Origin of the sequence: Aequorivita vitellina (assembly GCF_022008365.1) — a bacterium.
Taxonomy (GTDB): domain Bacteria; phylum Bacteroidota; class Bacteroidia; order Flavobacteriales; family Flavobacteriaceae; genus Aequorivita; species Aequorivita vitellina.
The window spans coordinates 107,823-128,568 of record NZ_JAIRBA010000006.1 but is presented as its reverse complement, the minus strand read 5'-3'; the positions used below and the strand labels follow the sequence as shown (position 1 = coordinate 128,568).

The following is a 20,746-nucleotide window of genomic DNA, read 5'->3' as shown; positions in this document are numbered from 1 at the left end:
TAAACCACTACGGCAGCCACTTTTTATCGAAATTAGGCTTTCGTTTTTCAAGAAAAGCATCGCGGCCTTCTTTGGCTTCCTCGGTCATATAGGCAAGACGTGTTGCTTCACCCGCAAAAACCTGTTGACCAACCATACCGTCGTCTGTAAGGTTCATTGCAAATTTTAGCATTTTAATAGAAGTTGGACTTTTTGTAAGAATTTCCTGTGCCCATTGGTATGCCGTGTCTTCCAATTCGGCGTGTGGGATAACGGCGTTGACCATTCCCATTTCAAAAGCTTCCTGTGCCGAGTAATTTCTTCCGAGAAAAAATATTTCGCGAGCCCGCTTCTGCCCTACCATTTTGGCTAAATATGCACTTCCGTAACCGCCGTCGAAACTGGTAACATCGGCGTCGGTTTGTTTAAAAATAGCGTGTTCCTTACTCGCCAAAGTTAAATCGCAAACTACGTGTAAACTATGTCCGCCACCAACGGCCCATCCCGGAACAACGCAGATTACGGCTTTCGGCATAAAACGTATTAGCCTTTGTACATCGAGAATATTTAAACGGTGATATCCATCTTCGCCCACATACCCTTGGTGGCCGCGCGCCTTTTGGTCGCCGCCACTGCAAAAACTGTAAACACCATCTTTGGAGGAAGGACCCTCGGCCGAAAGCAGCACTACTCCTATTGAAGTATCTTCCTGTGCATCGTGAAAAGCATCGAGCAATTCGGCGGTGGTTTTAGGGCGAAAAGCGTTGCGTACATCGGGTCTGTTGAAAGCAATGCGCGCCACACCGTTTGATTTTTTATAGGTTATATCTGTATATTCTTTAGCTGTTTTCCAGTTGGATGAATTCATATTTGTTATTTTAGCGTAAATATATGAAATCAAAATTTTAAATAAGGTAATGTCTCCTCGAGCGCAGTCGAGAGGTCATTATAACTTGTAAATTAAAAAAGGTCTCGACTGCGCTCGACCTGACAAAAACGATGAAACATTTTATTCTTTTCTTTATAACTCTTTTCACTTTAACGCTTAGTGCACAAGAAACTTACAAATTTACAACCGTTACCGACCTTGAAACAACGCCCGTAATAAGCCAAGGAATTACGGGAACTTGCTGGAGTTTTAGCAGTATTTCATTTTTGGAAAGTGAAATAATTCGTCTTACGGGAAAAAATATTGATTTAAGCGAAATGTACCAAGTGCGAAATACATATCCGTTGAAGGCCGAAAACTTTATTATGCGTCAAGGAAAAGCGCAGTTTGGCGAAGGCGGATTGGCGCACGATGTTATGAATTCGGTGGCACGGAATGGGCTGGTACCCGAAGAAGCGTTTAGCGGTTTGTTTGCTGGGGAAACCAAATACAACCACGCCGAAATGGTTGCAGTTTTGGAAGCCATGTTAAAAACCTATGTTGACAATCCCGGGCGAAGCCTCAGCCCTAAATGGCGCGCTGCAATTGAAGGTGTGCTAGACGTGTACATTGGGAAAAACGTTAATAATTTTACTTTTGAAGGGAAACAATACACCCCCGAAAGTTTTTTAAAAATGACCAAAATTGTACCCGAAGACTATATAAATATAACCAGTTTTACCCACGCACCTTTCTATTCAAAATTTATACTGAACATTCCCGATAACTGGAGCAATGGCAGTTTTTACAATGTGCCACTGGACGAAATGATGGCGACCATTGACAATGCTTTGGAAAACGGCTTTACTGTTGAATTGGATTGCGACGTGAGCGAGCGTAGCTTTTCGTCAAAAGAGGGTGTAGCCGTTATTCCTGAAAATGCTGAAAATACAATGAAGGCATTGAACCGCATTTATCCCGAAAAGGAAATTACGCAACAATACCGCCAAGAGGAGTTTGAAAATTACAACACTACAGACGATCATTTAATGCATATTACGGGAATGCTTCGCGACCAAAACGGCACCAAATACTACAAAGTAAAAAACAGCTGGGGTACAGATGAAACGCGGGTTGCCAATGGAGGTTACGTATATTTTAGCGAGGCCTATATGCGATTAAAAGCCATAAGCGTTACGGTTCATAAAGACGCTGTTACAAAAGGTACAGCTAAAAAGTTAAGTTTGTAGTAGAAGCACAGATTGCGTTTAAAGTTGGCTTAAATTTTGATATCTTTGTGGCGATGAAAAAGCTATTGATTTTACTTTTATTATTTCCGCTGCTCGCTTCGGCCCAGTTGGATTTTGAGAGCAATAAGCACAAATTGAATTTTGTAAAGTTGCCCGAAATTGAAAGCTTAATAAGCACTTCGCCTTTTTCCGATTCTGGATTTTCAAACAACACTTCAAATAAGCTGCCTTCTTTTAAGTTGAACAAAAACAACTATCGCGAAGCAGTGAGTATGTACGATGCAATGGCTGCAAGTCAAAATTATGTAAAGTCTGATATTAAAATTTCGTTAGACCCAAGAGAATACGGTATTTACGGCGGTAACAGCAGTTACAGTGCAGATGGCTCCACGGCAGTTAATAACATTTCGTATAAAGAGTCGCGGGGGTATTTAAGACCAGAGCTTATGCCCTATTCCTACGGCTTTTATCAGCGTCCTTCGCGTCGCAGTGGTTTTTATGTGGGTTATGGTGCGTACGGTCAGTATTCGCAGTAATTTCTACTTTTTTTACTTCTTATAAAACACTCTTTTTTTCCTTTCTTTTTAGGTGTATTTCAATTGATTTGATACGTTTAATTAAAAATATTTTATGCATTATGCTATTTAGTTAGGATTCCTTACTATATTTGTTGCAGCAATATTGCTTTCAAACTTAAATTCTTATTAATTATGAAAAAATCTGTTTTTTATCACGCTGGTTGTCCGGTTTGCTTAAGTGCCGAACACGAAATTCTGGAATTGATGGATCCCGCAACCATTGATGTGGTGCATTTGGGAGAAGAAAAATCGAAAATTCAAGACGCCGAAAACGCAGGCGTAAAATCTGTACCTGCGTTAGTTACGCCTACGGGGAATGTGCTTCATATAAATTATGGAGCTTCAATGGCCGATGTAAAAAATTAAATAACAACACAAAGGTTTTCTTTGGGAAAGAGAAAGCCTTTGTTTTAAAAACACTAAAGATGAAAAAATCAACAATTATATTAGTTTTACTTTTATTAGCAACCATTAGCTATTCGCAAAATGCAGAATACGGGAATGATGATTTTAAAATAACGAAGGCTGAAGTTACCAATCACGCAGACTTAGGTGTTTTGGTTTGGGAGATTACCGTTGCTGGCAACGCCGGTGCTACAACGCCAGTGCCCGCCGGTAAAATGAACGGTGCCCCTGTTTTGGGATATGTTTTCCCAACCACTTTAAAATCTACCGATGTTGGGTTTAGTGAAACAGCAGGCATCGTGGCTTTGGCGCTAACCTCCCACCCTGATTTTGACGACACCCCATTATGGGACGAAAATACAGATAGCGATTACAACAACGACGGCGTAATCTGGCACCCGCATTGGGTAGTTTTGGTGGAAGATAAAAGAGTGGAAGGCGGACTTGCGGTAAAACAATTTAAGAAAGGCGACGCTACGGTAAAGTTACCACCTACCAACCCTGGAATGCCAATGTATATGGACTCTCCCGGGTATGGGGTTAAGGCAATCAACAACGTTATTAAAGTTGTGGTTCCAACTTACAGGATGAATAACCAAGCCAGTTTTAATTATGATGGAGTGGCTGCGTATATGCAAGTAAATACAGAAAATATGGAGAAACCCATGTTAGGTGTTTATAAAGTTTACAGCGTAGCGAGCGGGAATTTGTCTTTACCTTATTCCGTAAAAAACAAGTGATTATGAAAATAGCAGTTTGGGATACTTACGTGGAAAGGCCGAATGGCGAAAGAATGCATTTTGATATTTTGGTGCCATCAGATTTGGAGGATAAAGATCAGGTTTATGCATTTGGAGAACAGTATTTAGAGAGTAAACCGTTTAAAACCGGAGCTTTAGATTCTAAAAAATGTAATTTTTGTCATTTTGAAAATGCTACGGCTGAAGTAGAAACAGCAATTCTTCAAAAAGGGTATTATATTTTAGAAATGGAAAACTGTTTATAAAATAGTTAAAAAAGTAATTAGGATTACTAACTTTGCCTGTTAGGATCAAACTCCTAACAGGCTTTAATATGGAAAAAAGTGTTTTCGATACTTCCTTTCAGCAAGAAAGTGTGAGTAATAAAATAGTAATTGGATTGGAACGGATTTCGGAAGTTTTCCGGACGTTACTTTGGGCCGAAGCCAAAAAATCTGGCGTGAGCCCTATTCAAATTCAAATCTTAATTTTTATTGCTTATCACAAAAGCTCGCTTTGCACAGTGAGTTATCTGGCAAAGGAATTTGACCTTACTAAACCAACGATTAGCGATGCGGTGAAATCATTGGAACAGAAAAAACTTATCTTAAAAGATTATTCAGGTGCTGACAGCCGAAGTTTTTTAATTGTACTTTCTGAAAAAGGAAAGGAATTGGTTTCAGTAACCGAAAATTATGCAAATCCGTTAAAAAAGCAGTTTGATAGTTTTGATGAAGAGCAGTTAGAAACTGTTTATGAAGCCATCGTAAAACTTATTTACAATTTGAACAAGGCGGGTATCATCAGCGTTCAGCGCACTTGTTTTGCTTGTAAATTCCACAGTAAAAAAGATGGCGGTGATTATTGCGAATATCTTCAAAAGCCTCTAAAAACCGAAGCTATACGCGTTGACTGCCCAGAATTTGAGGAGAAAGCCAGCTAAATATTGAGTGCATTTGAGCTTTAACTCGCTGTATTCTCTTTTGAATTTTCCAGCAATTCTATTCCGTCATCCTTTATTGTAATCTGCTTGTCTTTATAGAGGGTTCCAATTGCCTTTTTGAAACTTTTTTTACTCATTCCCAACATATTTTTAATTGTATCGGGGTCAGATTTATCGTGAAGCGGTAAAAACCCACCAGCAGCCTCCAATTCCTCGCGGATAAAGTTGGCGTTTGGTTCTATACTCCGATAACCCGGTTTTTGAAGAACAAGATCTATTTTTTTATCGGGGCGAATGTTTTTAACAAAAGCCTTCATTCGGTCGCCGGTGCGGATGTCTTCAAATATATCTTCAATATAGATTAAACCCTTGTGAACGCCGTTTACTATTACGTTTGCACCCTTGTCAGTAAGGTGGGTAACTAGAATATCCACTTCCTCAAAGGCTTCTACCGTTAAGGTTTCATTTTGAAGAAAATGGTTTGTTTTACTCGATCCTACCAAGCGATTGGTTTTTTCGTCTATATACAAGTAAACGATATACCAGTTGCCTTTTTTCATTGGGCGCGCCTGTTCTTTAAAAGGTACGAAGAGCTGTTTCTCCAAACCCCAATCCATAAAGGCGCCGTATTCGGTAACGTCGCTGCAGTGCAAATAACCAAAAGTGTTTAACAACAAAAATGGTTCGAGGGTTGTTGCTATTGGCCGCTCTTCGTTATCGAGATATATAAAAACGGAAATTTCATCGCCAATTTCATATTCCTCAGGCTTATATCTATGTGGTAAAAGCACCACATTTTCTTCTTCATCGCCTAAATACAACCCTGGCTCGGTTTCCCGAAGGATTTCTAAAGTATTGTATTCACCCAGTTTTATCATAGTTGCAAAGGTACTGTATTCTTATCAAAAAAAAAGGCGATAACGGGTATATACAAGTGAAACTTATGCCGTACATTCACCTCCAATATGGAAAAAAACGCACCCCATAACCTGCCATCGGAATTTAAACTTGAAAAAGTATGGCACACTGAAATTGGCACCGTTTATTTTTACGGTACTCTGGTTGTGGTTGAAGCTAAGGAAGGAATTATTATTTCGCATAAAAACGGCCTTTCGTCGTTATTAAAAGGGCTTGCGTTTCTTGGCACTAAGCCTTGGGTTTATATTTCGAACCGCGTTCAGTCTTATTCGGTAAAACCTACAGACTACAAATATTTAAATCGGGTGCCTACCTTAAAGGCAATGGTAGTGGTGGCTTACAGTGAAATAGCGCGAAGTAATGCAGAATTGGAGTCTAAATTCTGTAAAAAACCATTTGCTGTTTTTGAAACCCTATACGAGGCTGTTTTATGGAGTAAAACATTTACAAAATAAATTTGAAATAATCCAGCAACACTTTATCGTTTACTGTTGAAGGTGTAAATATTTCCAACAAAGCGGGCGCCTCATTTTTGCTGAAAAAGGCCGTCAGTTTTCCTTCTAATTCTTCTTTATTTTCAATTGTATCATAATTGAAGTTGTACATTTCTGAAAGCTGTTTAGCGCTTAAGTTGTGTTTGGTTTCAAAATACGTATCGAAAAGTTGGGTGTCTTTTTCACCGGGAAGAATTCTGAAAATACCCCCTCCCCCGTTGTTTATAACAATTATTTTAAAATTCTGAGGAATGTAATTGTTCCAAAGTGCGTTGCTGTCGTAAAAGAAACTGAGGTCGCCGGTTAAAAACACGGTGGGCAATTTTGAAGTTACCGCTGCTCCAATAGCCGTACTCGTGCTTCCGTCGATGCCGCTGGTACCACGGTTGCAGTAAACTTGGGCAGATGGAGGAATTTCGAAAAGTTGCGCATACCTAATTGTGGCGCTATTGCTCAATTGCAATTGAATATGTTGCGGAAGGTTGTGGAATATATCGCAAAAAACCATAAAATCTGAATATGGAATTTCGCTTTCAAAAGTTTTGTGGCGTTGCAATCTGTGTTGTTTTACCGCCAACCATTGCTTTTGATAATCGCTTTGCACCGAAATTGTCTTAGGAAGAAATTCAACTAAGAAATTATCAATCGGCGTTTTGAAATGATGCTCCAACACAAAATAGGTGTCGAATGCTTTTTTTGCATCGACGTGCCAATGTGCTTTTGGCGGAAAACTACGCAGAAAGGCTTTTATTCTTTTTGAAATTACCATGCCACCGAAGGTCAATAAAATTTCGGGTTGAAGTTCTTTAAAATCGGTTTCAGTTAGCGGGGTGATAAGCTGGTCTATGGCCGAAATAAAGTTTAGGTTGTGCAGATTGGAAGTGGTTTCAGTTAAAACCAAAACGCTTTCATCTGTTGCCAACTGCTTCACAAAGCGTTGTTCTACACTGTTTGGGGGTAAAACGCCTACAAGAATCATTTTCTTTTTGCTGTTGTTCCACTGGTTAATAAAAGGCGCTAAGTTTTCTTCTAAAGTTAAATCTGTATTTCGTGGCGGGACGTTTTGCGGCCAAACCAATTGCGTTTCTGTAGTATTATATAATGGTTCAGACAGCGGAAGATTGATATGTACCGGCCCGTTCAATTCTATTGCCGTGTTAATTGCGACATTAATTTCGGTTTCATTTTTTATTTGGAAATCTTCACCTTCAATACAGTTTGCACTGTACAGAATATGGTTTTCAAAAACATTTTGTTGCCGGATTGTTTGTCCGTCGCCAATATCGATGCGATCTGCGGGTCTATCGGCTGCAATAATTATTAACGGAATATCGCTGTAAAAAGCTTCGGCAATTGCCGGATAATAATTGAGTAATGCGGAGCCAGAAGTGCAAACAACCGCCACCGGTTTTTTTAATTGTTGGGCCATTCCCAAAGCAAAAAATGCAGCGCATCGTTCATCTACTATGCTAAAACACTTAAATTTTGGGTGATTACCAAAACCAATAGTTAAAGGTGCATTGCGCGAGCCGGGGGAAATTACAATATGGTTTACGCCTTTATTCAAACATAATTGAACAAGGGTTTGTGAGAGAATTTTATCTGAGAATATCATGGAATACAAAGGTACGAAGACGCCGAAAATATTACAGCATTGGCGTTAATACTTGTAGCATGGTTTGCATTTTATTTTGCGTTTCCTGCCATTCTTCCAAAGGTTTGGAGCCAATGGTTATTCCGCCACCCACAAAGAGGTGAGCCGTGTTGTTTTCAATTTGCATGCAACGCAGGTTTACCATAAGCGATGCGGAGGCACCGTTGTCTTGGATTGGCCCTAAAAATCCGGTGTAAAACGCACGGTTGTAACCTTCGTTTTCAAGAATAAATTCCTTGGCAAACTTTTTTGGAGCTCCGCATATTGCGGGAGTGGGATGGAGCGCGGCAGCAATTTTTGTTAAAGTTGTTTTGCCATTTTTTAAAACGCCCGATATATCGGTTCTAAGGTGAAGTAGCGACCCTGCACGGTGCGTATGCGGATTTGAAACTTTTAATATAGAAGTTACACGTTGCAAACTGGTGGTAATGGCATCGGTAACCAATTGTTGTTCGTCTAGTTCCTTTGGACCCCAAACTACTTCGTTGTTTGTATAAGGTTGCGTTCCTGCCAAAGCCATGGTTTTAAAAGTATTATTTTCAACCTGAACCAAGGTTTCGGGGGTAGCACCGCACCAAAGACCGGTTTGCGGATGATACCAAATATATCTAAAAGCTTGGGGATATGTGGAAAACAAACTAGTTAATAGTGTGCCGAAAGAAAATTTGTTTAAGTGAAAATCTTTTGAGCGCGAAACCACTATTTTCTTCGCCTTTCGATATTTTATATTGTCGATAACCTTAGAAACTAGAGTTGTATATTCGTCTTTTTCAGTATCATTTTCGGCAATTTCCAACGACTTCAATTCAACGGAAGGGTTTTGTAGTTCTGTTTCAATTTTTTCTGAGTCGCTCTCTGGAATAAAACAAGCCGTGTTTTCGTATTCGAAAGGCGCCAATACAAACCCGTTTGTGGCCAATTCATCAATTTTAAAAAGCGTTTTTGATTTTTGCAGCAAGGCAGAAATGGTGTTTTGCTGTGGCCGCGCATAGAGGACGAATGGCAGTTCCTCTTTTAAATGGTCTGAAATTTTTTGGGTAAAAAGCTGTAGGTCCATTATTATTTTTTGGGTAAAGTAAGTGTTGTAAGTTTAACGAGAGAGACCAGTGCGCCATCGTTATTAGTTATTTTTATTTGCCAAAGTTGGGTTGTTCTGCCTTTATGAATTATACTAGCGTTAGCGTAAACGTAGCCGTCGCGCACACTTTTAACGTGATTGGCAGCAATTTCAATTCCGCGAATCATTACTTCTTCCGAATTTAAAAAAAAATACGCCCCCGCACTGCCCACACTTTCTGCCAAAGCCACAGAAGCGCCCCCGTGTAAAACGCCATCGGGCTGATGCACTCTTGGGGTTACGGGCATTCTGGCCACCAGAAAATCATCGCCTATTTCGGTGAATTCTATGTTTAAGGTTTCCATTAGGGTATTCTGGCTCATTTTATTACAAGCGGCCAAAATTTCTTGTTTGGTGTACTTCATTGTATTGGTTTACATTTGTAAAAGTACAAAATTGAATCTAACAAAATGAGCATTGAAAAAGAGGTTTCGTATACAAGTACGAACAGTTACCACACTTTAAATAAATTAACCAACAAGACGAAGAACGTTTGGATGGTTTTTCACGGAATGGGGTATTTGAGCAAATATTTTATCAATTATTTTTCTGAATTGGATGCCGAGGAAAATTACATAATTGCACCGCAGGCTCCTTCAAAATACTATCAGGACAAAAAGTTTAAACACGTGGGTGCTTCTTGGCTTACCCGCGAAAATACGGTTACGGAAACTCAAAATATTCTCAATTTTGTGGATGCTGTTTTTGAAAAGGAACTGTCGGGTCTCATTCCCAACCTTATCGTTATGGGATATTCGCAAGGGGTTTCTATTGCTACGCGATGGGTAGCCAGACGAAAATTACAATGCAATAAATTGGTTTTACATTCTGGTGGCATTCCAAATGAATTGCAACCTAAGGATTTCGATTTTTTAAGAAACAATGCACAGGTAATTTACCTTTACGGTAATAAAGATGAATATATTACCGAAGCGCGAAAAACCGAAGAACACCTAAAAGGCAGCAATCTTTTTAAAGACCGCTTAAAGATTGAAGTTTTTGAAGGTATTCACGAGGTAAACAAAGCCTCTTTATTAAAAATTTCAGAACAATTTTAAAAAATTTGTGCATTTCATCGAATAAATTTGTGTTTTAACTTCAATTCGCGTTATTTTACAATGCCTTAATATTTAAAACACCTGCTTATGAAAACGACAATCCTCACTTGCTTTTTCTTATTTATTGCATCTATAGCGGTGGCAGAAATTAGCAAACAAGACAAAGAAATTCTCTTAGACCTTTATTCATCAACCAATGGCCAAAAGTGGAATATGAAATGGGACCTTAATGCTCCAGTAGCAACTTGGCACGGAATAACGGTGGCAAATAACAAGGTTATTGCTATTGAATTACACTTTAATAACTTGAGTGGTACCCTTCCTGCTTCTTTAGGACATCTTTTAAGCTTACAACGTTTAGAATTATCGTTTAATCCTATTGGAGGCACACTTCCCAATGAGTTGGGTAACCTAAGTAATCTAGAGGTTTTAGCACTAAATGCTACTTCGCTTAGCGGTACTATTCCCGAGTCGTTGGGGCAATTAACAAAATTAAAACAGCTGCATTTAAGCAGTAATCAATTAACTGGTGTTGTGCCAGAAAGCGTTACAAATCTGAAAGAAATTGAAGTTTTTAATGTGTTTGATAACAATTTAACGGGCGCCTTGCCCAAAGGATTAGCAAACTGTCCATACTTGCGAGAACTGGTAGTTGCAGAAAACGAATTTACCAATCCGGATGATTTTTCGGTAATGGTACTTTCAAATACGGGCTCAAAATTAAATTTATTAAACTCACCCATACAACGTAACCCTAGTGAACATATAATCGCTTTGGAGGGGGATGAAAACGTAGATTAACTCAATACCTCAAAATCCCTCACTTCCGGAAAGCGGCCTTAATTGGCCGCTTTTCTTTTGCCAGCTATTGAAATAGACCGCAAAATCTACAATTTTCTGGAAAGGTGAATTCCCAAAACCGCTAATAAAAAATTTATTTAGCTTCCCGATTAAAAAAATAAATTAGCACGCCTCCGGTTACAAACATTAATAAACTATACACTGCCGGTACAATTGCAAAGGAAGCATTATGCAGCAGGACCACTGCAATTGTAATTGCCAAGGTACCATTTTGAATTCCCGATTCAATAGCTATGGAACGTGCAGCCGCTTTGCCCAATCCAAACAATTTTGCCGAAAAATAACCCAATACCATAGTTACCACATTTAATGCCAATGCTGCAATTCCTGCCTGTTCAAAATAAGAGACAAAGTTAGCTCGTTCTTTAATTACCAAACCAATAATTATCAATGCCAATACCGCGCCAGACGCGATACGTACAGGCTTTGCCATGTTGTTGGCAAAACTTGGTTTGTAGCTACGCACCAACATTCCAATAATAATAGGTATAACTACGATTACAAAAATTTGGACTATCGTTGAAAGTACATTCAGTTCCACCACTTGACCAACACCCAAAAAATACTCCAAACCAAAGTTTACAATAAATGGAATTGTTAAAATGGTTATTAAACTACTAAAGGCGGTAAGTGTGACTGAAAGTGCCAAGTCTGCTTTTGCCAAATGCGAAATTAAATTTGAAGTAGGTCCGCCTGGACAAGCTGCCAAAATGATAACTCCTATTGCAATTTCGGGTTGCATTGGGAAAAGGAGCGTAATACCAAAACCAACGAGCGGCAAAAGGATTAATTGATTGGTCAACCCAATAAATATAGCTTTTGGATAGCGAAATATTCTTTTAAAATCTGTGCTTTGCAGGGTGAGCCCCATGCCCAACATAATAACGATTAGTGATCCGGCAAGAATGATGGTTGAAAGGTTATCCATTTTTTTTATTTTGAAGAAAGATAATCAAATTGCATTAGGATTTCTATTTTGAAAAATACTGCAATTATGAAGTAATGGTTTACTTCTAAATTATTTTGATTTCCAAACCAACTTTCGATTATATATACTATTAGTTATCTGCACTTAAAAATTTAATCTACATCGAATCGAAATTTTTAATAGTTAATGTGTTATATTTATAAGAATTGTTAATCAAATTTTCGAAAATCTTAAAATTTACGCAACTTTCCACAGTACTTGTATCTAATTATAAACCCAGATAATATGAAGTCTTTTTTAATTATTTTATCTCTTATCATTTCATCCGGAGTTCAAGCGGCCAATGTAGCAGGCAATGCATTTCTCGACAATAATTCCAATTCAGAAAATATTACAATTACTTTTTCACCTGTCTCCCCCGGAGCGGTTTTCAACCAAATAAATCCAATTGTAAATGGCGCGTATTCTACAACAGTAGAAAATGGGGTATATAATGTGATTTTTGAGCAGGCTGGTTACCAGACTTACGAATTGATGGAGGTTTTTCTAAACGGAAATATCACTCTGGATGATGTTACTTTATCTTCAGTAAATGTTCAAGAAATTTCGGGCGAAATTACTGGTACGTTGAATAGTAATTCAGTTTATAAAGTAGTTGGCGATATTTTTGTGCCAACAGGGGAAATCTTAACAATAGACCCTGGTACCGAAATAAAATTTGACGGTTATTACACTATATATGTTGAAGGAACTTTAATTGCAGACGGAAACGAAACAAATTATATAAGATTTACATCGAATGCCAATTTCCCAACAAATAAGGACTGGGGGAACATTTCATTTTATGGAAATACCAATTCAATTCTTAACTACTGCATAATAGAATACGGGATGGAAGAAAATTCACAAAATGATGGTTTAGTAACGGTTTATGATGGAAATGTTACCATTACCAATAATGAAATTCGCCATACGGAAGAACGAGGGATTAGGGTTTATGAATCGGGCGCTGCCAACATAAGCAATAACAAGATTTATGATTGCCGTGGCGGAATAACAGCCGGTTCAGATAATCTAAACAGTATTATTATTGAAGAGAATGAAATTTTTAATATCGCACAAATAGGTATTGCAGTTAGTGTAAATGTAGAGCACGCTGTGGTAAGACATAATAAAATTTACAATGTGGGTATTTATGGAATTCAAAATTGGTCTAGTATTGATATATACCGAAACATAGTCTTTAATGTTTCGGACGCGACATTTAGCTCAGGTATTTTTGTTGTTGGCGGACAGCCAAACGTAACCAACAATACTATTTTTAATACGCGTCACGGAATAGGTATTTACGATAGCGATTTCTTTGAACCCAACCCAAAAATAAATTCGAATATTATTGCGTATAATTCGGGATATGCAATCCACTCAGAGGGCGACCCCCAGCCGCAATTTGTAGCTTACAATCTATTTTATAACAATGCAATGGGAATTGGAAACAATAACCTTCCAGCCGGAGTTGGCGTAATTGCCACTACCAATAATAACGGAATAGATTCTGATGTGTATTACAATATATTTTCTAACCCTGAATTGGAATCTTTAGACCCTACTAATCCCCTATTTTGTTATCCTACTGCAACCTCAGATGCTGTTGATGCGGCAGATCCGTCCATTCCTGTGGTGGATGGACATGCAGATATTGGTGCCGTAGAATTAGGTGGTTTATTGGCCATAGGAAATCAGCAACTTGTATCGATTGCGGTATATCCAAATCCTGCTGGGCATTTTGTAAATTTCACGGCTCCCACGAATGTACAATTTGATCAAATTGATTTTATAGACCTGCAAGGGCGTAGCATTTTTAAACAAAAATTGAATATACCCGTGAGCAATTTCCAATTGTCAATAGCCGAAAATCTTTCTCCCGGTGTCTATATTTATACCGTTAGCAACGCTGGAAAAATTATTTCCAAAGGAAGGCTGTTGAAAAATTAGATAGAACTATAAACCATTATAAATAAAAAAACCGCAACCCTTTTCAAGTTGCGGTTTTTGCATTAAGCTATAGTAATTTTGCTTGTATAAGCGATACGTAAGGCTATGCTGCGCAAAACCAACGTCCTGCTTACTTCACCTCTTCAAAATCTACATCTTCAACGTCGCTATTTTCTGCGCCGCCGCCTGTGCTTCCCTGCTCTGCTCCTGCTCCGGCATCACCGGTTGGGGCGCCTTGCTGTTCTGCTTGGGCTTTGTACATTTCTTCAGAAGCGGTTTTCCAAGCTTCGTTTATCTTATCTAAAGCGGGTTGAATGGTTTCAACATCTTTAGACTCGTAAGCTTTTTTAAGTTCTTCCAAAGCTTCTTCAATTGGTTTCTTTTTATCGTCTGATAATTTATCGCCAAATTCGCTAAGTTGCTTTTCAGTTTGGAAGATCATTCCATCTGCTTCGTTTAATTTATCTACTTTTTCTTTAGCAGCTTTATCGCTTTCGGCATTTGCTTCCGCATCTGCTTTCATCTTTTTAATTTCATCTTCGGTTAAACCAGAAGAAGCTTCAATACGGATGTCTTGCGATTTGTTAGTAGCCTTATCTGTAGCGCTTACTTTAATGATACCGTTGGCATCAATATCAAACGTTACTTCAATTTGTGGCACACCTCTTTGTGCTGGTGGAATTCCGTCTAAGTGGAAACGACCAATTGTCTTGTTGTCGTTTGCCATTGGGCGCTCACCTTGCAATACGTGAATTTCAACACTTGGTTGATTGTCTGCTGCAGTAGAGAATACTTGGCTTTTCTTAGTTGGAATTGTAGTGTTAGCTTCAATTAATTTAGTCATTACACCACCCATTGTTTCAATACCTAAAGAAAGTGGGGTTACGTCTAAAAGAAGTACATCTTTTACATCTCCAGTTAAAACACCACCTTGAATTGCAGCACCTACGGCAACTACCTCGTCTGGGTTTACACCTTTATGTGGTTTTTTTCCGAAGAATTTTTCAACAGCTTCCTGAACTGCAGGAATACGTGTAGAACCACCTACAAGAATTACTTCGTCTATATCGCTTTTTGTTAAACCTGCAGCTTTCATTGCGGTTTCGCAAGGCTTCATTGTTCTTTTTACCAAATCGTCAATTAGTTGCTCAAATTTTGCACGGGTTAAGGTTTTAACCAAGTGTTTTGGGCCGCTAGCTGTAGCCGTTACATAAGGCAAGTTAATTTCGGTTTGCGTTGAAGAAGAAAGCTCAATTTTTGCTTTTTCGGCAGCCTCTTTTAAACGTTGCAGTGCCATTGGGTCGTTGCGAAGATCAAAATCTTCTTCGGCTTTAAACTCATCTGCCAACCAGTTAATAATTTTCTGGTCCACATCGTCACCACCCAAGTGCGTATCACCGTCTGTAGAAAGTACTTCAAAAACGCCATCTCCCAATTCAAGGATACTAACGTCGTGCGTACCACCACCAAAGTCGAATACCACCACTTTTTGGTCGGTACCTTTTTTATCAAGACCGTAAGCAAGTGCTGCTGCGGTTGGTTCGTTAATAATTCGTTCTACTTTAAGACCGGCAATTTCGCCTGCTTCTTTAGTTGCGTGACGCTGACTGTCGTTAAAATATGCAGGAACGGTAATTACCGCACGGCTCACGTCTTGTCCTAAATAATCTTCGGCGGTTTTCTTCATTTTCTGAAGAATCATGGCGCTCAATTCCTGTGGTGTATATAAACGACCATCAATATCTACACGGGCAGTATCATTATCGCCTTTTACCACTTTATATGATGAATATTCAGTCTCTACTTTAGATTCTGAAAATTTGTTTCCCATAAATCTCTTAATAGAGCTGATGGTTTTTGTAGGGTTTGTAACAGCCTGACGTTTTGCAGGGTCACCTACTTTAATTTCGCCACCTTCCACAAATGCAATTACTGAAGGCGTTGTTCTTTTTCCTTCGGCATTAGGAATAACCGTTGGCTCGCTACCTTCCATCACGGCAACGCAGGAGTTGGTTGTACCTAAGTCGATTCCAATTATTTTACTCATAATATTATTGTTTGTTGTTTATAGTTTATTGTTGTATTCTTATTTTCGAGTTCTATAAGTCAATGATTGTGCCAGCAGAACGATTATGACAGGATGGCAGAATGCAAGTTGCAGAATTTTATTAGTAGCTTTACTTCCGTATTAATTAAATGAAATGACAAAACGCTTAAGTACGAGGCATCCCGTTGTTGTTGGTCTGGCAACTGGCCTCTATCCTTTTCTTTACAATTACTATTCTAATTTTACCTTAGTAGATTCGTTAACGCAACTCTTCTTTTTTATAGGGTTCTTTCTTTTGGTACCGGTAGCGGTTAATATTTGCTTGAAAATTTCTTCAAAAAAAATACCTTTTGTGGCTAAAAATTATAGGCTGTTACTAACTATTTCAAATGCAGTGGGGTTTGCGTCTTTGCTTACTTTTAGCATTTTGGGACCCAAAAAAAAGATAATTCTCTTGGTTATCGTTCTTGTATTCGGACTTGCTTTTTTACTTAAAAAGCATTTAAAGAAAATGGTTTTATTGCAATATCTACTAGCATTGATTGTGGCCTTTCAATTGGGTTTTTACGTTGCCAACAACTTAAATTTTTCTACCGAATGGAAACAACTTCCCGATACTATTATGGAAGCTAATTTTAAGAAAAAACCAAATGTGTATATTATTCAACCCGATGGATACGCCAATGCGAGCACATTAAAAGAAGCGCCCTATGCGATGGATAATAGTGCTTTTGAAGATTTTTTAACCGAACATAATTTCAAGATTTATCCCAATTTCCGAAGCAATTATTCTAACACGGTTACTTCAAACAGTTCGATGTTTGCTATGACGCATCACTATTACAAAAACCCAAAACCCAGCTCGAAGGAAGCTTATGGGCTGCGAAAAAGTATTGCTGGCAACAATGCTGCAGTATCGGTTTTTAACAAAAATGGATACAAAACCTCGCTGTTAATTGAGTCGCCTTATATTATTGTAAATCGGCCCGTATTGGGGTACGATTACAGTTCTATTTCATATAAAGATCTCTCCTTTTTATCGCGTGGATTCGATATAAACGTAGATGTTGTAGCCGAAATGAAAAAAGCCATTACGGAGAATAAAAACGAATCTAATTTTTATTTTGTTGAAAAAATATTGCCTGGCCATATTCCAGTTCAAAAAAGCGATTCTGATGGGAAAGAAAAAGAAAGAGAAAATTATATTGAAAATCTTGAAAAAGCAAATGTGTGGTTACGCCAAATGGTTACTTTAATTACCAAAAACGATCCGCAGGCATTGATTGTTATTGTTGCAGATCACGGAGGTTATGTGGGTTTTAATTACACGGGAGAGCTCAAACAAAAAGTGAAAGATTCCACGCTTGTAAACTCAATTTTTGCCGCCACTCTCGCCATACGATGGCCCAATAATGAAGTCCCCGAATTTGACACTAAACTAAAGACAAACGTAAACCTGTTCCGAATTTTATTCTCGTACCTCTCCGAAAACGAGACCTACCTCGATCAATTAGAAAACGATGAAAGTTTTTTAGTAGTGAGAGAAGATGCGCCGTTTGGGGTTTATAAAGTAATTGATGCAAATGGAACGTTTACTTTTAAGCGTGTGCCTGTTAAAAATTAAGCTTTTTATTTCCACATATTTTTCCTGTTTACCAGTTCGAAGCAAATTTTTTTAACGGTTTTGCTTGACGATATATTAGGTTTATTAAAACATTTAAAAGCATAAAATAAACTTCCGAATTTCAAAAACACATTTTATAAAATTGGGAATATTTTATTCAGAAATATTTTTCCGTGTTGGATTAATTCCATAATTTTGGAATAAATCCAATATAGATGTTTTTAAATTGTCACAGCTATTACAGCCTGCGTTACGGCACCTTGAAAATCAGCGATTTATTGCGTTTGGGGCAAGAAAATGGCGTAACTTCCATGGCGCTCACAGACGTCAATTCTACTTCGGCTTGTTTGGAATTTGTGCGTATTGCATCCCAATATAATGTGAAACCAATCTTGGGCGTAGATTTCAGAAAAGGTGCCCAACAACAGTTTGTAATGTTAGCAGAAAACAATGACGGGTTTCAGAATATAAACGAATATTTATCTGAATTTCTCCATCAACGCGAAGGTGCCAAAAATGCTGAAATTCCCACGAAAGCGAAACAACTTCCGCATACATTTATAATTTATCCATTTGCTTCCTTTGAAGGAGAAACACTTTTAGAAAATGAATTTCTCGGCGTAAAAATAGACGATATTAACCGTTTAAAGTTTTCGCCTTGGAAAAATAAGCAGCACAAATTGGTGGTTTTACAGACCGTTACTTTCAAAAATAAAAAAGGTTTTAACACACATAGATTGCTGCGTGCCATAGACAATAATATGTTGCTTAGCAAATTGCCAACTTCGGAACAAGGCAGCGAAAACGACGTATTTATTTCGGAAGAAAAACTAAAGAAATGTTTTGAAGAATTCCCGCAACTAATTAAAAACACTGAAACGCTTTTAAACCGCTGCCACATTTCTTTTGATTTTTCAAAAGAAACCACTTGCAACCAAAAATCGTATACCGCCAATGAAGATTTAGATTTCAGATTGTTGAAGAAATTGGCTTATGCGGGAATCCACTACCGCTACAAGCGCCCGGGCGAACGCGTAATGGTACGAATAGAAAAAGAGCTGGGCATTATAAAAGAAAAAGGGTTTGTTTCGTACTTTTTAATCAATTGGAAAATTTTAAAATACGCTCGCAGCAAAGGCTACTTTTACGTGGGTCGCGGCAGCGGGGCCAACAGTATTATTGCTTATTTGTTGCGAATTACAGATGTAGATCCGGTAGAGCTAGACCTTTATTTTGAGCGATTTATAAATCTCTACCGAAAGAATCCACCCGACTTTGATATTGATTTTTCGTGGCAGGACCGCGACGATATTACCGACTTTATTTTTAAAACATTTAAAAATACAACACTTATAGCCGTTTACAACACTTTTAAATTTAAAGCATCGGTTCGCGAATTGGGGAAGGTTTTTGGGCTGCCAAAGGAAGAAATCGATAAACTTTCTACCCAAGACTGCAATTTTAAAACGCTGGACAAATTGTCGCAATTGGTAATTATGTACAGTCAATACATTCAAGGATTTCCAAATTATTTGGGCATTCACGCTGGTGGGATTTTAATTTCAGAAAAACCCATTTATTACTACACCGCCACTTTTATGCCGCCCAAAGGCTATGCTACCGCACAGTTTGACATGGTAATTGCCGAAGATATTGGACTTTATAAATTCGATATTTTAAGTCAGCGCGGGCTCGGAAAAATAAAAGACGCTGTAGCAATTGTAAAACACAATCACCCTGAAATACCCGATTTGGACATTCACGATATAAAACGTTTTAAAAAGGATGAAAAAATAAAAACACTATTGCGCAATGCGCAGGCAATTGGCTGTTTTTATGTAGAATCCCCCGCCATGCGGATGCTGCTTCGCAAGCTGCAAGTAGATGATTATTTGGGTTTGGTGGCGGCCAGCTCGGTAATACGGCCGGGCGTTGCAAAAAGCGGCATGATGCGCGAATATATTTTGCGGTACCGTTTCCCCGAAAAAAGAAAAGAAGCACATCCCGTTTTGCTGAATATTATGCCCGAAACGTACGGCGTAATGGTGTATCAGGAAGATGTAATAAAAGTGGCGCACCATTTTGGCGGCCTCGATTTGGGCGAAGCAGATATGTTGCGAAGAGGAATGAGTGGCAAATTCCGATCGCGGGAAGAGTTTCAAAAGGTAAAAGATCAGTTTTTCAACAATTGTAAAAATTCAGGTAAAAATGAAACATTTACTGCAGATGTTTGGCGGCAGATTGAAAGTTTTGCCGGCTATGCTTTTGCGAAAGGACATTCCGCTTCGTATGCTGTGGAGAGCTACCAAAGTCTTTTTCTGAAAGCTTACTTTCCGTTGGAATATATGGTGGCCACGCTCAACAACGGCGGCGGTTTTTACAGTGTAGAACTTTATGTGCACGAAGCGCGAATGCACGGCGGAAATATTTTGCAGCCCTGCATAAACCGCAGTTATGGCGAAACTATTATTGACGGAAAGGATATTTATATCGGGTTCGGGTTTTTGCAATCTTTGGAATCTAAATGCATTGAGAAGACAATTGTTGAACGCGACAAAAATGGTGCTTTTGAAAGCTTGGACGATTTTTTGGAACGCGTTTCCATCGGGATGGAGCAGGTTACAATTCTTATAAAAATAAATGCTTTTCGCTTCACTGGCAGAAACAAACGCGAACTGCTTTGGGAAGCTTATATGAAAATTAACAAAGTGAGTTTTGAAGAAAATGTGTACACACTTTTTAAACAAAAAAAGGTTAATTACAAAACCCCTTCCCTGCCGCACACCGCGCTGGAAGACGCTTTTGACGAACTGGAACTGTTGGGATTTTCGCTCTGCAGTCCGTTTGAATTGCTCATGAATCCTTCGGAAAATAAATTACGGGCAACACAGCTTTCACAATTTATAGGAAAAATAGTGACTATTGAAGGGTATTTAATAACCACCAAAAGAACCCGAACTTCCCGAGGCGATTATATGTATTTCGGGAACTTTATAGATCGCGATGGCGAATTTGTAGATACGGTGCATTTTCCGCCGGTGGCTAATAAATATCGCTTCCGCGGGAAAGGGGTTTACAGTATTACCGGAAAAGTAACAGAGGTGTTTGATTGTATAAATATTGAGGTTATAAAGATGGAGCGATTGGCGATAATTCAAGATCCGCGATATGCTGCTGAAAAAGGACGTATGACCGCTGCATTGTAAAGACTTAAGACGGTAGGACGTAAGACCGCTTCGCTATAGGACATAATAGTAACAATTAAGAGATTTCCGCCGTAGTTTATC

General features: G+C 38.6%; 19 protein-coding genes. 12 read left to right on the top strand and 7 right to left on the bottom strand.

Going from position 1 to position 20,746, the window contains the following annotated elements; genetic code table 11:
• Positions 1-7: 7 nt before the first annotated feature.
• Positions 8-847, bottom strand: coding sequence for a 1,4-dihydroxy-2-naphthoyl-CoA synthase (locus K8089_RS05025; RefSeq protein WP_237602194.1), 840 nt, complete (start codon positions 845-847; stop codon positions 8-10).
• A 131-nt stretch (positions 848-978) separates the two neighbouring features.
• On the opposite strand from K8089_RS05025, the gene K8089_RS05020 reads away from it, so the two are divergent.
• From K8089_RS05020 to K8089_RS04995, 6 genes are all read left to right on the top strand, one after another.
• A complete protein-coding gene (locus tag K8089_RS05020) occupies positions 979-2,097 on the top strand; it encodes a C1 family peptidase (protein ID WP_237602193.1) in 1,119 nt (372 codons plus the stop codon).
• 53 nt (positions 2,098-2,150) lie between these two features.
• Positions 2,151-2,633 carry a hypothetical protein gene (locus K8089_RS05015; protein ID WP_237602192.1) on the top strand — a complete coding sequence of 161 codons (483 nt, stop codon included), beginning with the start codon at positions 2,151-2,153 and terminating at the stop codon, positions 2,631-2,633.
• A 174-nt stretch (positions 2,634-2,807) separates the two neighbouring features.
• A complete protein-coding gene (locus tag K8089_RS05010; RefSeq protein WP_237602191.1) occupies positions 2,808-3,041 on the top strand; it encodes a thioredoxin family protein in 234 nt (77 codons plus the stop codon).
• Between the two features lie 59 nt (positions 3,042-3,100).
• Entirely contained in the window at positions 3,101-3,820 is a 720-nt protein-coding gene (locus K8089_RS05005) for a hypothetical protein (RefSeq protein ID WP_237602190.1), read from the top strand.
• 2 nt (positions 3,821-3,822) lie between these two features.
• A complete protein-coding gene (locus K8089_RS05000; RefSeq protein WP_237602189.1) occupies positions 3,823-4,086 on the top strand; it encodes a DUF2024 family protein in 264 nt (87 codons plus the stop codon).
• A gap of 68 nt (positions 4,087-4,154) precedes the next feature.
• Positions 4,155-4,763 (top strand): MarR family winged helix-turn-helix transcriptional regulator, encoded by a 609-nt coding sequence (locus K8089_RS04995; RefSeq protein WP_237602188.1) that lies wholly within the window; start codon positions 4,155-4,157, stop codon positions 4,761-4,763.
• A 20-nt stretch (positions 4,764-4,783) separates the two neighbouring features.
• Here the strand turns inward: K8089_RS04995 and K8089_RS04990 are convergent, their stop codons facing one another.
• Positions 4,784-5,641, bottom strand: a complete 858-nt coding sequence (locus K8089_RS04990; RefSeq protein ID WP_237602187.1) for a CvfB family protein — start codon at positions 5,639-5,641, stop codon at positions 4,784-4,786.
• An 87-nt stretch (positions 5,642-5,728) separates the two neighbouring features.
• On the opposite strand from K8089_RS04990, the gene K8089_RS04985 reads away from it, so the two are divergent.
• Entirely contained in the window at positions 5,729-6,136 is a 408-nt protein-coding gene (locus tag K8089_RS04985) for a hypothetical protein (protein ID WP_237602186.1), read from the top strand.
• On the opposite strand, the gene menD is transcribed toward K8089_RS04985, so the two are convergent.
• The 3 genes from menD to K8089_RS04970 are packed head-to-tail and all read right to left on the bottom strand — an operon-like array spanning position 6,126 to position 9,311.
• Positions 6,126-7,790 carry a 2-succinyl-5-enolpyruvyl-6-hydroxy-3-cyclohexene-1-carboxylic-acid synthase gene (menD, locus tag K8089_RS04980; protein ID WP_237602185.1) on the bottom strand — a complete coding sequence of 555 codons (1,665 nt, stop codon included), beginning with the start codon at positions 7,788-7,790 and terminating at the stop codon, positions 6,126-6,128. The genes K8089_RS04985 and menD overlap by 11 nt on opposite strands.
• A gap of 31 nt (positions 7,791-7,821) precedes the next feature.
• The gene (locus K8089_RS04975; protein WP_237602184.1) at positions 7,822-8,886 is read right to left on the bottom strand and encodes an isochorismate synthase; all 1,065 of its coding nucleotides are present in this window, start codon (positions 8,884-8,886) and stop codon (positions 7,822-7,824) included.
• Between the two features lie 2 nt (positions 8,887-8,888).
• Complete coding sequence (locus tag K8089_RS04970) at positions 8,889-9,311, bottom strand: PaaI family thioesterase (protein ID WP_237602183.1); 423 nt, start codon at positions 9,309-9,311, stop codon at positions 8,889-8,891.
• Between the two features lie 45 nt (positions 9,312-9,356).
• On the opposite strand from K8089_RS04970, the gene K8089_RS04965 reads away from it, so the two are divergent.
• The gene (locus K8089_RS04965; protein ID WP_237602182.1) at positions 9,357-10,004 is read left to right on the top strand and encodes an alpha/beta hydrolase; all 648 of its coding nucleotides are present in this window, start codon (positions 9,357-9,359) and stop codon (positions 10,002-10,004) included.
• Between the two features lie 87 nt (positions 10,005-10,091).
• Complete coding sequence (locus K8089_RS04960) at positions 10,092-10,805, top strand: leucine-rich repeat domain-containing protein (protein ID WP_237602181.1); 714 nt, start codon at positions 10,092-10,094, stop codon at positions 10,803-10,805.
• A 133-nt stretch (positions 10,806-10,938) separates the two neighbouring features.
• Here K8089_RS04960 and K8089_RS04955 read toward each other — a convergent pair whose 3' ends face one another.
• The gene (locus K8089_RS04955; protein WP_237602180.1) at positions 10,939-11,793 is read right to left on the bottom strand and encodes a bile acid:sodium symporter family protein; all 855 of its coding nucleotides are present in this window, start codon (positions 11,791-11,793) and stop codon (positions 10,939-10,941) included.
• 285 nt (positions 11,794-12,078) lie between these two features.
• On the opposite strand from K8089_RS04955, the gene K8089_RS04950 reads away from it, so the two are divergent.
• A complete protein-coding gene (locus tag K8089_RS04950; RefSeq protein ID WP_237602179.1) occupies positions 12,079-13,788 on the top strand; it encodes a right-handed parallel beta-helix repeat-containing protein in 1,710 nt (569 codons plus the stop codon).
• Positions 13,789-13,918: 130 nt separating this feature from the next.
• Here K8089_RS04950 and dnaK read toward each other — a convergent pair whose 3' ends face one another.
• Positions 13,919-15,835 (bottom strand): molecular chaperone DnaK, encoded by a 1,917-nt coding sequence (dnaK, locus tag K8089_RS04945; RefSeq protein ID WP_237602178.1) that lies wholly within the window; start codon positions 15,833-15,835, stop codon positions 13,919-13,921.
• Positions 15,836-15,989: 154 nt separating this feature from the next.
• Between dnaK and K8089_RS04940 the strand changes: the two genes are divergently transcribed.
• Together K8089_RS04940 and K8089_RS04935 are read left to right on the top strand one after the other, a co-directional pair.
• The gene (locus K8089_RS04940) at positions 15,990-17,459 is read left to right on the top strand and encodes an alkaline phosphatase family protein (protein ID WP_237602177.1); all 1,470 of its coding nucleotides are present in this window, start codon (positions 15,990-15,992) and stop codon (positions 17,457-17,459) included.
• Between the two features lie 215 nt (positions 17,460-17,674).
• Positions 17,675-20,665: a DNA polymerase III subunit alpha gene (locus K8089_RS04935; protein ID WP_237602176.1), complete on the top strand. Its 2,991-nt coding sequence runs from the start codon at positions 17,675-17,677 to the stop codon at positions 20,663-20,665.
• Positions 20,666-20,746: the final 81 nt, after the last annotated feature.